The organism is Kitasatospora sp. HUAS MG31 (genome assembly GCF_040571325.1).
Lineage (GTDB): Bacteria > Actinomycetota > Actinomycetes > Streptomycetales > Streptomycetaceae > Kitasatospora > Kitasatospora camelliae.
Map to the genome: position 1 here is coordinate 6,961,768 of NZ_CP159872.1, position 13,948 is coordinate 6,975,715.

Annotated in this window: 14 protein-coding genes; 3 read left to right on the top strand and 11 right to left on the bottom strand. The window is 73.8% G+C overall.

What is annotated here, in order from left to right; translation table 11 throughout:
- Positions 1-3: 3 nt before the first annotated feature.
- Together ABWK59_RS31340 and ABWK59_RS31345 are read left to right on the top strand one after the other, a co-directional pair.
- Positions 4-1,092, top strand: coding sequence for a right-handed parallel beta-helix repeat-containing protein (locus ABWK59_RS31340; RefSeq protein WP_354644036.1), 1,089 nt, complete (start codon positions 4-6; stop codon positions 1,090-1,092).
- A gap of 44 nt (positions 1,093-1,136) precedes the next feature.
- The gene (locus ABWK59_RS31345) at positions 1,137-2,168 is read left to right on the top strand and encodes a methyltransferase (RefSeq protein WP_354644037.1); all 1,032 of its coding nucleotides are present in this window, start codon (positions 1,137-1,139) and stop codon (positions 2,166-2,168) included.
- A gap of 142 nt (positions 2,169-2,310) precedes the next feature.
- Here ABWK59_RS31345 and ABWK59_RS31350 read toward each other — a convergent pair whose 3' ends face one another.
- From ABWK59_RS31350 to ABWK59_RS31380, 7 genes are all read right to left on the bottom strand, one after another.
- On the bottom strand, positions 2,311-2,643 hold the full coding sequence (locus ABWK59_RS31350; protein WP_354644038.1) for a TcmI family type II polyketide cyclase: 333 nt from the start codon (positions 2,641-2,643) through the stop codon (positions 2,311-2,313).
- A gap of 5 nt (positions 2,644-2,648) precedes the next feature.
- Positions 2,649-3,104: an SRPBCC family protein gene (locus ABWK59_RS31355; protein ID WP_354645161.1), complete on the bottom strand. Its 456-nt coding sequence runs from the start codon at positions 3,102-3,104 to the stop codon at positions 2,649-2,651.
- A gap of 1 nt (position 3,105) precedes the next feature.
- Positions 3,106-3,360, bottom strand: a complete 255-nt coding sequence (locus tag ABWK59_RS31360; RefSeq protein WP_354644039.1) for an acyl carrier protein — start codon at positions 3,358-3,360, stop codon at positions 3,106-3,108.
- Between the two features lie 21 nt (positions 3,361-3,381).
- Positions 3,382-4,602: a beta-ketoacyl synthase N-terminal-like domain-containing protein gene (locus ABWK59_RS31365; RefSeq protein ID WP_354644040.1), complete on the bottom strand. Its 1,221-nt coding sequence runs from the start codon at positions 4,600-4,602 to the stop codon at positions 3,382-3,384.
- Entirely contained in the window at positions 4,599-5,864 is a 1,266-nt protein-coding gene (locus ABWK59_RS31370; RefSeq protein WP_354644041.1) for a beta-ketoacyl-[acyl-carrier-protein] synthase family protein, read from the bottom strand. The genes ABWK59_RS31365 and ABWK59_RS31370 overlap by 4 nt, the downstream gene beginning before the upstream one ends.
- The gene (locus ABWK59_RS31375) at positions 5,861-6,286 is read right to left on the bottom strand and encodes a cupin domain-containing protein (RefSeq protein WP_354644042.1); all 426 of its coding nucleotides are present in this window, start codon (positions 6,284-6,286) and stop codon (positions 5,861-5,863) included. Before ABWK59_RS31375 ends, ABWK59_RS31370 begins: the two co-directional genes overlap by 4 nt.
- An 84-nt stretch (positions 6,287-6,370) precedes the next feature.
- A complete protein-coding gene (locus tag ABWK59_RS31380; protein WP_354644043.1) occupies positions 6,371-7,519 on the bottom strand; it encodes a SchA/CurD-like domain-containing protein in 1,149 nt (382 codons plus the stop codon).
- Positions 7,520-7,691: 172 nt separating this feature from the next.
- On the opposite strand from ABWK59_RS31380, the gene ABWK59_RS31385 reads away from it, so the two are divergent.
- Complete coding sequence (locus ABWK59_RS31385) at positions 7,692-9,320, top strand: FAD-dependent oxidoreductase (RefSeq protein WP_354644044.1); 1,629 nt, start codon at positions 7,692-7,694, stop codon at positions 9,318-9,320.
- Between the two features lie 113 nt (positions 9,321-9,433).
- Here ABWK59_RS31385 and ABWK59_RS31390 read toward each other — a convergent pair whose 3' ends face one another.
- The 4 genes from ABWK59_RS31390 to ABWK59_RS31405 form a co-directional block, all read right to left on the bottom strand.
- On the bottom strand, positions 9,434-10,900 hold the full coding sequence (locus tag ABWK59_RS31390) for an MFS transporter (RefSeq protein ID WP_354644045.1): 1,467 nt from the start codon (positions 10,898-10,900) through the stop codon (positions 9,434-9,436).
- Positions 10,901-11,084: 184 nt separating this feature from the next.
- The gene (locus ABWK59_RS31395) at positions 11,085-11,525 is read right to left on the bottom strand and encodes a hypothetical protein (RefSeq protein WP_354644046.1); all 441 of its coding nucleotides are present in this window, start codon (positions 11,523-11,525) and stop codon (positions 11,085-11,087) included.
- Between the two features lie 42 nt (positions 11,526-11,567).
- Positions 11,568-11,750, bottom strand: a complete 183-nt coding sequence (locus tag ABWK59_RS31400) for a hypothetical protein (protein ID WP_354644047.1) — start codon at positions 11,748-11,750, stop codon at positions 11,568-11,570.
- Between the two features lie 139 nt (positions 11,751-11,889).
- The gene (locus ABWK59_RS31405; RefSeq protein WP_354644048.1) at positions 11,890-13,749 is read right to left on the bottom strand and encodes a DNA/RNA non-specific endonuclease; all 1,860 of its coding nucleotides are present in this window, start codon (positions 13,747-13,749) and stop codon (positions 11,890-11,892) included.
- Positions 13,750-13,948 lie beyond the last annotated feature (199 nt).

Genomic DNA, 13,948 nt, shown 5'->3' on the forward strand with positions numbered 1-13,948 from the left:
ACGATGATTTCCCCACAGCGTCACCGCATCGCCGCCGCCCTGCTGGCCGCGGCCACCGTCCCCGCCCTGCTGGCCGCCGCCGCTCCGCAACCGGAGCGCGCGCCGAACGGGGTCGTCCACCAGGTCCGCCCGGGTGAATCCGTGCAGGCCGCCGTCGACGCCGCCCGTCCGGGCGACGTGATCGAGCTGGCCGCCGGCACCTACCCGGGCGGCGTCACCATCTCCACCGACCGCCTGACCCTGCGCGGGCAGGGCGACGCCACGGTCTTCGACGCCGCCGCCACCCCGGCGGGCGGCACCCCCTCGGCCTGCACCCGCGCCGGCCACGGCCTGTGCGTCACCGGCCTCCCCGGCGCCCCGGTCACCGGCGTCACCGTCGAGTCCCTGGCCGTCACCGGCTTCACCAAGAACGGCCTCAACGCCTCCCGAACCGACGGCCTGGTGGTCCGGGACGTCCTCGCGCACCACAACCTCCAGCAGGGCATCAGCGAGGAGATGTCCGTCCGGTCCCGGCTGATCGGCAACGAGGCCCGGAACAACGGCCAGGCCGGCATCTTCATCGCCAACTCCGTGGAACACGAGGGCGGCGCCCTCGACACCCGGGGCACCGCCGTCGAGGCCAACCTGCTCTCCGGCAACCGGATCGGCGTGGTGCTGCGCCGCACGCGGGCCCTCACCGTCGAGGACAACCTGGTCACCGGGAACTGCGGCGGCGTGTTCGTGGTCGGCGACGAGGGCGTGCCGCGCGCCGGGGCCCTGACGGTCCGCCGGAACGTGGTCGCCTCCAACAACAGCTACTGCCCGCCCAACCCCCGGCTGGACTTCATCCAGGGCACCGGCATCCTGCTCACCGGCACCGAGGACGTCACGGTGGCCGACAACCAGGTCGTCGGCAACACCGGCACCTCCCCGATGTCCGGCGGCATCGTGATCTACAAGAGCGTGGTCGGCATGCCGAACGCCCGCGCCACCGTCACCGGCAACCAGCTGAGCGCCAACGGCCCGGCCGACCTGGCCGACCGCGACACCGGGACCGGTCACGTGCTCGCCGGCAACGTCTGCCAGGTCTCCGAGCCCGCCGGCCGCTGCTGACCGCCTCACACCACACTCCCCACCACCTCCAGAAAGGCCGTGTCATGGCCACCGCGACCCAGGTCGGCACCCCGCCGTCCATGATCCTCAGGGAACTGGTCTTCGGCGCCGCGTGCGCCGGAGCCGTCCGTGCCGCCGCCCGGCTCGGACTCGCCGACGCCCTCGGCGACAGCCCCGCCACCCCCGCCGAACTCGCCGTCACCCTCGGCGTGGAACCCCGCCCGCTCGGCCGCCTGCTGCGCGCCCTCGCCTGCTACGGCGTCTTCCAGGAGGCCGAGGGCGGCCGGTACCGGCACACCGAGCTCTCCCGCCTGCTGCGCGAGGACGAGCCCGGCAGCCTGCGCTACATCGCCCTGTGGTGCACCGAGCCGTGGACCTGGCAGTCCTGGTCCCGGCTGGACGACGCGGTGCGCACCGGCCGCGACGTGTTCACCGACATCTTCGGCAAGGAGTTCTTCACCTACCTGCACGACGACGCCCCGGAGTCGGCCGCCCTGTTCGACCGGGCGATGACCCAGTCCAGCCGGCAGTCCGCCCAGGACATGACCGCCTTCCTCGACGTCACCGGCGTCAAGACGTTCGTCGACATCGGCGGCGGCCAGGGCCACGTGGTGGCCAGCATGCTGGAGCGCCACCCCGACCTGTACGGCACCCTGCTCGACCTGCCCAGCGTGGTCGCCAAGGCGGACGAACGGCTCCGGCCCGGCGGCGCGTTCGCCGACCGCGCCACCCTGCTGCCCGGCGACTGCCGCACCGCCGTCCCGGTGGACGCCGACCTCTACCTGATCAAGAACATCCTGGAGTGGGACGACGACTCCACCCGCCGCACCCTGCGCAACGTGATGGCCTCCGCGCGGCCCGGCGCCCGGGTGGTGGTCGTGGAGAACCTGGTGGACGACACGCCGTCCATGCGGTTCACCGCCGCCATGGACCTGCTGCTCCTGCTGAACGTCGGCGGCGCCAAGCACACCCGTTCCAGCCTCACCACGCTGATCGAGGAGGCCGGCCTGCGGCTGGAGGCGGTCTCGCCGGTCAACCCGTACCTGCACGCCTTCGAGTGCGCCGTCCCCGACTGACCGTCCGGGCCGACCACGGCGGAGGCCGCGTCCCACCCCGGGGACGCGGCCTCCGCCGTGTCAGGTGCGAACGGCCGCTCCGCACGCGCGAAGGCGGGCACCTCTCGGTGCCCGCCATCCGGACCGCCCGCCGTCCTCACGACTACCGGCCGGGCGGACGTTCCCAGCGGTAGAACTCGCGCGCCATCGCGTCCTTGGGCTCCCGCCAGGTCGCCGGGTCGTAGGCGTCCACGAACACCGACAGCCGCTCGCTGACCGAGCGGAACTCGGGGTGCGAGGCGTACCGGGCGACCTCCGGGCCGGCCGGCCGGTCGGACTCGATCAGGTGCAGGTACACGTCGCCGAACTGGAACAGGCTGCGCCCGCGCACGCCGATCAGCTGCGGCAGCTCGCCGCGGTCCGAGTCGGCGAACACCGTGGCGATCCCGTCGGCGGAGTCCGGCTTCATCCGGGCGACGATGAGCGAGCGGTACACCCCGGTCACCCCCGCCCGGCCCGCAGCTCGACCTTGTCCCGGATCAGCGCCATCTGGATCTTCGAGTTGGCGTTGATCCGGTCGGTCATCCCGGCGTCGTCGATCGGCGCGGTGGGCTTCATCGCGAAGTCCTGCACCCACCGCATGACGGTGCCCTCCGGGGTCTCCTCGTACTCCCAGCGGATGTTCATGAACTCGAACGGTCCGGGCTCCACCCGGCGGGCCCGGACGGACAGCTTCGCGCGGTCGGTCTCGCGCTCGGAGACCCAGCTCCAGATCTGGCCGTTCTCGTCCGGGTGCATGGTCAGCCGGAACCGGGTGAGCTGCCCGGTGCGGTCCAGCACCTCCACCGAGGCGTACTCGCTGAACAGCTGCGGCCAGTTCTCCAGGTCGTTGGTCATGTCCCAGACCAGGTCGACGGGAGCGGCGATGACGATCCTGTTGTCGGTGTGTCCGGGCACCTCAGGCACCAGCCTTCATGGAGGAGTTGACGGCTTCGAGGAAATCTGCGGGGGACTTGCTGGTCTCCGCGCCGGAGGCGATCGGGGTGCCGCGGCGGTTCTCCAGGTCGCCGACCACGCCGAGCAGGCCCAGCGAGTCGACGCCGAACTCCTCGAAGGTCACACCCGGCCGTTCCAGGTCGATCGGATCGACCGTGATCCCGGCCCGGCTCTTCAGCAGCGCGGCCAGTTCGGAGTAGGTCAGTTCGGGAGTCATCGGTTGCCTCCTGGCAAGTGGTCAGTTGGAACGGCGCAGCACGAGCGCCGAGTTGGAACCCATCAGGCCGCGGCTGAGCACCAGGGCGGTGCGCAGTTCGGTGGTGCGGGGGTAGCCCGTGACCAGGTCGAGGTCGTGGGCGCAGGCGGTGACGTGCGGGGTCGGCGGGACGATCCCGTGCTCCAGGGCGAGCACGGCGGCGGCCACGTCCAGCGCGGGCGCCCCGCAGTGCGCCCGTCCGATGCCGGCCTTCGGCGCGGTCACCGGGACCCGTTCGGCGTGCGGTCCGAGGACGTCGGCGAGTGCCAGGGCCTCGGCCCGGTCCGCCTCGGGGACGCCGAGCGCGTCGGCGAAGACCACGTCCACCTCGTCGGGCGCCAGCCGCGCCTCGGCGAGCGCGCCGCGGACGGCGTGCGCCAGGCCGTCCCGGGACTCGGCCCAGCGCGCCCCGCCGGTGAAGGTCGCCGCGTGCCCGGCGATCTCCGCCCGGATCCGGGCCCCGCGGGCCCGGGCCGCCTCCTCGGCCTCCACGGTGAACAGCGCACCGCCCTCGGCCGGGACGAACCCGGCCGCGTCCGGGTCGAACGGCAGGTACGCCCGCTCCGGCTCGACGGCCGTGCTCAGCCCCGGGTATCCGAGCTGGCAGACCATCGAGTACGGCGCGATCGGCGCCTCGGCGGCCCCGGCCACCACGGCGTCGGTGCCGCGCCGCACCGCTCCCGCGGCGTGCGCGAACGCGTCCAGCCCGCCGGCCTCGTCCGAGGCCACCACCCCGCACGGGCCCTTGAACCCGCCCCGGATGGAGATCTGGCCGGTGCTCGCCGCGTAGAACCAGGCGATGGACTGGTACGGGCCGACGTGACTCGGCCCCTTGCTCCACAGCTGCTGCAGCTCGCGCTGGCCGAACTCGCCGCCGCCGGAGCCGGCCGCGGTCACCACGCCGACGCCGAACGGGTCGGCGGGCGAGAGCCCCGAGTCGTCCAGCGCCAGGCCGGCGGCCGCCATCGCGAAGTGGGTGAACCGGTCCGTCTGGACCAGGAACCGCTCCTCGACGAAGGCCGCCGGGTCGAACCCGGAGACCAGGCCGGCCACCCGCAGCGGCAGGTGCCCGCAGCCCTCCCGGTCGATCACCGAGAGCGCCGAGCGGCCCTCCCGGACCGCCTTCCAGAAGTCGTCGGTGCCGACCCCGTTCGGCGCGATCACGCCGATCCCGGTCACCACCGCCCGACGGGACCCGGTCATGCGACCGCCCCCTCACGGCTGAGCACCACGGCGGACTGGAAGCCGCCGAACCCGCTGCCCACCGACAGCACGTGGCGCAGCGGCACCTCGCGGGCGGTGCGCGGGACGTAGTCCAGGTCGCACTCCGGGTCCCGCTCGGTGTAGTTGGCGGTCGGCGGGACCACGCCGTGGTGCAACGCCAGCGTGCAAGCCACCAGTTCGATCGCCCCGATGGCGCCCAGCGAGTGGCCCACCATCGACTTGATCGAGCTCATCGGCGTCCGGTACGCGTGCGTGCCCAGCGACCGCTTCACCGCCGCGGTCTCGTGCCGGTCGTTCTGCTTGGTCCCGGAGCCGTGCGCGTTGACATAGCCCACGTCCTCGCCGTTCACCCGGGCGTGCGCCAGGGCGTGGTCGATGGCCTCGGACATCTCCCGCCCCTCCTGGGTCAGACCGGTCATGTGGTACGCGTTGCCGAAGGTGGCGAACCCGCCGAGCTCCCCGTAGATCCGGGCGCCGCGCCGGCGGGCCCGGGAGAGCTCCTCCAGCACCAGCACCGCGCCGCCCTCGCCGAGCACGAAGCCGTCCCGGGTGGCGTCGAACGGCCGGGAGGCGTGCTCCGGGTCGTCGTTGCGCGCCGAGGTGGCCTTGATGGCGTCGAAGCAGGCCACGGTGATCGGCGAGATCGGGGAGTCGCAGGCGCCCGCGATGATCACGTCCGCCCGTCCCTCCTCGACCGCCGTCGCCGCGTACCCGACCGCGTCCAGACCGGAGGTGCAGCCGGTGGAGACCGTCTGCACCGGGCCGCGGGCGCCGAACCGCTCGGCCACCGAGGAGGCCAGCGCGCTCGGCGAGAACGCCCGCTCCAGGTACGGCTGCGCCGGGCGGTGGTCGACGCCCCAGTCGGCGCCGGCGGAGCTGACCAGCACGTAGTCGTGCTCCAGCCGGGTCGTCCCGCCGACCGCCGTGCCCAGCGACACCCCGACCCGCCACGGGTCCTCCGCGGCGAGGTCGAGTCCGCTGTCCGCCACCGCCTCGGCGGCGGCGACCAGCGCGAACTGCACGTACCGGTCGTTGCGGACGGTGTCGGCCCCGTCCAGGCCGTGCGCGGCCGGGTCGAAGTCGCACTCGGCCGCGATCCTGGACCGGAAGCCGGTCGGGTCGAACAGGGTGATGCCCCGGGTCGCGGTGCGCCCCGACGTCAGCAAGTCCCAGAACGCGGGGACGCCGATGCCGCCGGGAGCCACCACCCCGATTCCGGTCACCGCAACCCGGCGGGTCACCGGGTGGCCTTGACGGGTTCCGGCGGGCCCGCCTGCGAGGTCTCCTCGGTGTCCACGTGCCCCAGCTCGGGACGAGGGGCCAGCGGGCCGAGGTGGAAGACCAGCCGCGCCTCGGTGCTGCCCACGTTGCGGAAGCGGTGGCGCATCCCGACCGGGATCATCAGGCCCTGATCGGCCGTCAGCCGCTGCGGCGTCCCGTCCAGGTCCACCTCCAGGTCACCGCAGACGACGAAGACGAACTCCTCGGAGTACGGGTGGTAGTGCTCAGCGATCCGGTCCCCGGGCTTGACGATCGCCAGGCCCATGAACCCGCTGGTCGCCCCGCACAGGGTGGGCGTCAGCATGGCGCGCAGGTCGCCACCCCGGCGGGTGTTCGGGGGTGCGTCGTCCACGTGTACGACGCGTGGGATCTCCGTGGTCACGATGGGGCTTCCTCTCAATGGTGCAGGGATGGCCCCCGCGCCGGGGCCGGCGCGGGGGAGGTGTGGGGGAGGAGCGGGACGGGATCAGGCGCCCGGCGCGCGGCGGTCGGTCACCGGGGTCATCCGCCAGGAGCCGACCAGGCGGCGCGGTCCCTCCCGGTCGGTCGGGTCCTCACCGGCCGCGAGGTCCACCAGCCGCGCCAGCACGGCCGCCGCCCGCGGCCCCGCGATGCCGAGCGCGGCCTGCGGGTCCGCCTCCGGGTCGACCGTCAGGTCCACCACTCGGACCACCCGGTCGGCGCGCTGGAAGACCGTGCTGCGCACCACAGGGGAGGCCGGGTCGTCCACCGCCTCGCTGTCCTGACGGGCCAGCAGTTCTGCGGTGGCCGCACCGCACCCGGTCCGTACCGGGTAGCAGAACGCATGCCGGACCGCCTCGCGCGCCGGCTCGGCCGACCGGGCGTGGTGCTGCACCGCGGGGAGGGCGGCGCGCATGAAGAAGTCCCGGGCGGCCAGCGGGTCGCCGAGGTCGCGGGCCTCCTCCAGGTAGGGGTTGATCGCCTCCTCGACGGCCCGGACCTCCGGCTGGCTCGCCACGTGCCGCAGCGCCGCCACCAGGTCGCCCTCCACCTCGACGGACCGGACCACCCGGTTGCCGATCATGAAGAGGGAGGTGCGGACCAGCCGGGTGGTGTCGTCCACCCGGGCGGCGGGCGAGGAGTAGCCGGCCAGGATCCGGGCCACCTCCTTCTCGGTGCCGGGCTTCACCGTGAAGGTCAGCGCGTGCCGGATGATCCCGTCCGGGCCGGGACGCGGCGCCGGGGCCACCCCGGGGTGCGACTGGCCGGCCGCCAGCGGCGGAAGCTGGCTGTCCACCGCCCGGCGGCCCGAGGTCTCCCGCATCACGCTGAAGCGCAGCGAACGGGTGTCCCGCACACAGCCGTGCAGCGGCTTGACCATCTCCCGGTGCGCCGGGCTGTCCACCCAGGTCAGGAACGGCTCGGCGCTCTCCCACTCGCTGGTGATCAGCCAGCGGGACGGGTCCTCGATGGACTGGCACAGCTGGTCGCTGATGTGCCCCGGTACGGCGGACACCTGGTAGCGCAGCTGCTCGTACGCGTCCAGGAAGCGGTCCTGCTGGCCTTCCTGGATGTCGCAGAAGAGGACCACCCGCAGGCGGGAGTCCTGCGGGGTGGAGAGGCGGTCGTCGGTGGATTCGGACAGCAGAGTCATCGGGGGGTTTCCCGTCGGTGATCGAGAGTGGGGTCAGCTCGATCGTGGTGGCGGGCCGCTGAAGGCGCGACAGTTCGCAGCCATCCGAGCGAAGCACCCCGCGGTCGGGGCCGCCGCGGGGCATTCATCAACGGCCGGACACACGTGTGTCCGCACGGACGGAGCAGAACTGATGAACACACAGATCGACGACCGGGTCCCGGTCCTCATCGCCGGCGGCTCCCTGGTCGGCCTCTCCACGTCGCTCTTCCTCGGGCGGCTCGGTATCCCGCACCTCTTGGTGGAGCGCCACTCGGAGACCTCCCGGCACCCCCGCGGACGGGGGAACAACCTGCGCACCATGGAGCTCTTCCGGGTCGCCGGGGTGGAGGGGGACATCCGCGAGGCGGCCTCGGTGCTCGCCGACAACCACGGCATCCTGCAGGCCCACACCCTCGCCGGCGGCGAGCAGGAGTGGCTCTTCAGGGAGATCGACCCGGGCGGCGCCCTCGCCAGGTTCAGTCCGTCGGGCTGGTGCCTGTGCAGCCAGAACGACCTGGAGCCCGTGCTGCTGCAGCACGCCCGGCGGCTCGGCGGCGACATCCGGTTCGGCACCGAGCTGACCGGCTTCCGGCAGGACGGCGACGGTGTCACCGCCGAGCTGCTGGACCGCGCCTCCGGCGGGCGCAGCACCGTCCGCGCCGACTACCTGGTCGCCGCGGACGGCCCGCGCAGCCCGATCCGCGAGCGGCTCGGGATCGGCCAGAGCGGCCGCGGCGACCTCTTCCACAACATCAGCGTCACCTTCCGGGCCAAGGGGCTCGCCGAGGTGGTCGGCGACCGGCTCTTCATCGCCTGCTACCTGACGAACCCTCAGGGTGCCGGCGCACTCCTTCCGGTGGACAACCGCGAGAAGTGGGTGTTCCACACCCCCTGGCACCCCGAGCGCGGCGAGACCGTCGAGGACTTCACGGACGAGCGCTGCATCGCCCACATCCGGGCCGCCGCCGGCGTCCCCGACCTGGAGGTGGAGATCACCGGGCGGGCACCCTGGCACGCCGCCGAGCGGGTGGCCGACCGGTACTCCTCCGGCCGGGTGTTCCTGGCCGGCGACGCGGTCCACGAGATGCCGCCCACCGGTGCGTTCGGCTCCAACACCGGCATCCAGGACGCCCACAACCTCGCCTGGAAGCTCGCCGCGGTGCTCGGCGGCTGGGCCGGTCCCGGCCTGCTCGACAGCTACGGCCCCGAGCGGCGCCCGGTGGCGGCGGAGACCGCGGCGCGCGCCGCCGTCCGCTCCGCCGAGCACAAGCACCCGGGCTTCGACGCGGCTCCCGGCGGCGGCCGGCAGACCAACGTGCTCTCGGTGGCCCTCGGCTACCGGTACACCACCGGGGCGCTGGTCGGCGCGGACGGCTCGGCGCCCACCATCCCCGAGCGGTTCGCCGCCACCGGCGAGGTGGGCACCCGGGCGCCGCACCTGTGGCTGAGCCGGGCTGGCGTCCGGGTCTCCACCCTGGACCTGTTCGAGCGGCACCTGGTGCTGCTGGCCGGGCCGGACGGATCCGCCTGGACGGCCGCGGCCGAGCGGGTGGCCAAGGAACTCGGCGTCCCGCTCGACCGCTACCTGGTCGGCTCCTCGCCGGAGGCCGACCTGGCGCCCGAGGGCGGGGCCGACTTCGCGGCGGCGTACGGCGTCGGCGCGGCGGGTGCGGTGCTGGTCCGGCCGGACGGGTTCGTGGCCTGGCGCTCCGAGGGCGCCTCCGGCGCGCCGGAGGCGGTGCTGCACACGGCGATGTCGGAGATCCTCGCGCTGACGTGAGGACGGCCCGGCCCAGCGGGCCGATAGGGCACGGGGAGCCGCGTGGGGCGGACGGCGGAGGCCGGTCCACTCCACGCGGTTCCCCGCTCCGCGCCCCGGGGGCGCCGGGGGGGTCAGAGGGTGTCGGGGCGGCGGACGCGGACGTCCGCGAGGGCGGCCGTGAGGGCCACCAGGACGATGCCGACCACCACGATCAGGCTCAACTGGAGCGCCGAGGCCCAGGAGCCGTGGTGCGCCAGCCGGCCGAAGAACACCGACCCCACGGCGGCGATCCCGGCCGCCGAACCGATCCGCTGCGCCGTCTGGATGACCCCGCCGGCGCTTCCCGCCCGGGCCACCGGGACCTGGCTGAGCGTCAGCACCTGGTTGGGGGAGACCACCAGGCCGCTGCCCACGCCGGCCAGCAGCAGCGGCAGGGCCGTCGCCCAGCCCACCCCGGGGCCGGGCCACAGGTGCACGGCCACCACCGCCAGGCTCAGCCCGACGGCCACCAGGGTGAGCCCGCCGGCCACCAGCATCCGCCCGTACCGCCGCACCATCCGGCCGCCGTAGGTCGAGGAGACGGCGGAGGCGAGGGCGAACGGGGTGATGGCGAGGCCGGCGGCCAGGGCGCTGTAGTGCAGCCCGCTCTGCAGGTACAGGGTGACGACGAAGAACACCGCGGTGAACCCGGCGAAGTAGACCAGGGAGACCAGCGTCCCCAGGGTGTACGAGGAGGCCTCGAAGAGCGACATGCTGACCAGCGGTTCACCGCGGCGCCCGTACCGGCGCTCCCAGAGGGCGAAGAGGGCGAGGACCGTGGCGGCGGCCGGCAGCAGCAGCCACTTGGCGGGGGCGGTCCACTGCTGCTGGGCGAAGGGGAACAGCAGCAGCAGGGTGCCGGCGCCCAGCAGCAGCACGCCCAGCGGGTCGAAGTCGCGGCGGACCGGGCCGTCCTCCCGTACGGGCGGGGGCGGCAGGACGCGGTGCGCGAACGGCAGGGCCAGCAGGCCGATCGGGAGGTTGACGTAGAACACCCAGCGCCAGCCCTCGCCGGCGCCGAACACCGCGATCAGCAGCCCGCCGAGCGCCGGTCCCACCGCGGTGGAGAAGCCGATGGTGGTGCCCAGCATGCCGAAGGCGCGGCCGCGTTCGTCGCCGCTGAACAACTGCTGGATGAAGCCCGACACCTGGGGGACCAGCAGACCGCCGGCCATGCCCTGGAGGATCCGGGCGACCACCAGCCAGGTCTCGCTGAGGGCGGCGCCGGCGAGCGCGCTGGTCGCGGTGAACAGCGCCAGACCGGCCAGGAAGACCGGCCGGCGCCCGCGGGCGTCACCGAGCCGACCGGCCGGGACGAGGACCAGGCCGAAGGCGAGCGAGTACCCGGCGAGGACCCACTGCAGGCCGCTCTCGGACAGCCCCAGGCCCGCGCGGACCGAGGGCAGCGCGGTGTTGACGATGCTGACGTCCAGCAGGGTCATGAAGCCGGCCACCAGGCAGACCGCGAGGGCCTGCCAGCGGCGGCGGTCCGGCGCCGGGGTGCCGTCGGGGGCCTCGGTGCCGACGGCCGCGCCGCCCTCGGGGGCGGGGGCGGTCACCGGGCGGGCCCGTCGCTGGTCGCCACTGCTCGGTGGCCGGCTGCTGTCCGGCTGTGGGGCATCCCGCGTCCTTCCGTCCCTGGCTGCGGACCGCCGACGGGCTCGGGGGAGGGCGGCGGTCGGTGTCCAGTGTCGGCCGTCCAGGGGGCGCCGAGCGGCAGGGCGCGGCCGACTCGCCGAGCGGTTACGGCAGCTGGGAGCTGTCGGCGGTCGGGCTGACCACGTCGCTCGGGGTCGTGTCGGTGTCGGACCCCGTGTCGGCGTCGGGCTCGGTGCCGGTGTCGGACCCGGTGTCGGACCCGGTGTCGGTGTCGGGCTCGGTGCCGGTGTCGGTGCCGGGCTCGGTGTTCGGCTGCGGGCTGGCGGAGGGGGACGGGGCGGGTACCGTCAGCGGGCCGACGTCCAGCGGGAGTTTGCGGGCGTCGGCGGCGGCCGACGGGCTGGCGCCGATGTTCGTGACGGTGGTGGCCAGGACGGCGGGCACGCCGGGGATCCAGTTGCCGGTCTTGGACTGGACGACCACCGACAGCGGCCGTTCGGTGCCGTCGCAGACGACGGTGGCGGGCGCGGTCCTGGTGGATCCGAAGGCGATGTTCGCCGCGTCCTCCGGATCGCGCTGCTCCACCGAGGTGTTGAGGGAACGTTCGACGTCCGGGACCGGGCAGGATTAGACCAGCTCCACCCGCACCCGGCTGGGGATCTCCGGGTCGATCGCCGCCGAGACGATGGACATCTCCGTCCGCGGGGTGTCCGCGGCCTCCGCGGGGGGCGAGGACGGGGGGCCGCCCACCAGCAGGGCCGTCCCGGCGACGGTTCCGAGCGCCGTGACCAACAGGAGCTTGCCGACCATGGTTCTCCTCGGGGTCGACCTGGGGGAATGCGGTCGACTCTAACGGCGTGATGATCAGCCGGCACGGCGGGCGACCGCGGCCCTCACCCGATCGGGGCGCGGGTCCGCGGCCGCCCGGGGCGGTTCGGACCGACCGGTCTCAGTGCCAGCGGATGTCGGCCGTCGAGGACAGCGGCCGGCGGGCCTCCGCGGACTCCGGCACGGCCAGGTCGTCGGCCCGGCGCAGGGCGACCGGGAAGCGCAGGTTCACCCGCTCCTCCAGCTCGCTCAGGCTGATCTGGAAGACCCGGAACTCGTCCAGCTCCAGGGCCTCCAACTGGTCGAGGTTCTGGGTGAGCAGGAAGGCCCGGGCGAGCAGCCGCCCGTCCTCGACGAAGACGATGACCTTCCAGAACTCGCGGGGGATCCGAACCCCGCGGTAGAGCCGGTCGTCGTCCTGGAACACCGGCCCGCCGAAGATGCTGACCTTGAGGTCCTGCACGTCGACGTCCTCGAAGACCGCGTCCTCCAGCCGGCCCCACACGCCCGCCTGGGCGCTCTGGTTGAAGTCGTCCATCTGCGGGGTGATGTTGGTGAAGAAGAACGAGTCCCGGTTGGCCTTCTTCGCCGCCGGCAGACCGCCCCAGAGGAGATCGGCGCGGCGGGCGATGTGGCCGCGGTCCAGCCGGTTGCCGCGGTAGAGCTCGTCGCCCACCTGGACGTCGAAGGGCAGCCGCGGGTCCTTCACGAAGGGGATGCCGCTGCGGTTGAGCTTCTTGATCGTCCCGCCGTCGACGTTCCACGCCACCCAGAGGGCGAACCGGCGCGAGCGGCTGTGGGCCAGCGAGAAGTGGGTGTAGCGGATCTCCGTGGAGCCGTCCAGCACCACCGCGTCGTCCTCGATCTTCGGATGCAGCTCGGGGACCTCCAGCCGGACGCCGAGGAAGTCGGCGTCGTACCCGGCGACCGCCTCCAGCGCCTCCGGGGCCGGGGCGCTCAGGCTGATCTCCAGCTTCTCGAACACCGACGCCGGCAGGCAGGCCAGGGCGTGCTCGTCCGGGTTGTCGCCCGTCTCGCCGCCGAAGTGCAGGCCGGCCAGGACGCGGGTCGGACGGCCGCCCGGGTCGGCGAACATCCACGCCGAGCCGGAGTCGCCGCCGCTGCTGACCTCGCCGTCGTCCGGCGGGTCGGCCGGGTCCACGCCGATCTCGAAGCAGCCGATGGCCTGCTCGCCGACCTGGCCGCCGTAGTCGATCTTGACGATGGTGTCCACCCGGCGCACCACGCCGTGGGTCACGCCGGTGGTCCGGCCGCTCTTGACCACCCGGTCGCCCAGCTCCGGCTCGCCGAGCTCCTCCGGCACCACGCCGAGGTCCATGATCGCCGGATCGAAGCGACGGTCGGTGATCGACGCCACCGCGCAGTCCCCGGCCACGCCCAGGTGCGAGCGGACCAGCGTGCCGAGCCGGTTGAGCTCCACCCGGTTGTCGTCATGGGCGCCCGGCTGCACGACCGGGTCCCCGATCCGGCCGTCCGGCCCGTGCAGCACGTGCCAGTTGGTCAGCACGTACGGTGTGCCGTCCGTCCGGTCGAAGACCACGCAGCCGAGGGTGCCCGCGGAGCGCCTGCCGGCGTTGCCGATGCTGACGCCCGGTGGAACCGGGTCCAGCCGCGTCTTGCGTGCCGGGCTCGCCGTCTCGGCCACCGTACGGAAGTGCACGGCGTACGAGCGTTCGATCACCTCGGTCGGGACCTCCACGCCGTCCACCACCACCGAGGAGGGCAACGCCTCGGTGCCGAGGGCCGCCAGGCCCTCCGGGGTCACCTTCGTGCCGACGGTGAACTGGACGGCGAGCCGGCCCTCGTCCGGACCGGAGCTGCGGCGGCCGATGCCGATCGAGGTGACGTTCGGGTCCTGGAGGAACTTCGCCCCCTGGGTTCTGACGAACTGCCGGAGCGAGGAGACCAGTCTCTCCTCCTCGCCGCGTGCGGGTATGGCGTGACCGTTGTTGCCGGACATGGTGACCATCCCTTCGCCGGGAACGGTGGGTGATGGGTACTGGGCGGTAGGGGGTGGGGTGCGCACGGATGGGCGGACGGTGGGGTGCCGATGGCGGGGTGCGGACGGTGGTTGCCGGGACGCCCCAGGTCAGTCTCGTCCGGGCCGAGGAGGCCGGACAGGGTCGAAAAACCCACGGCGGGCGGGGCCGTGCTACCCC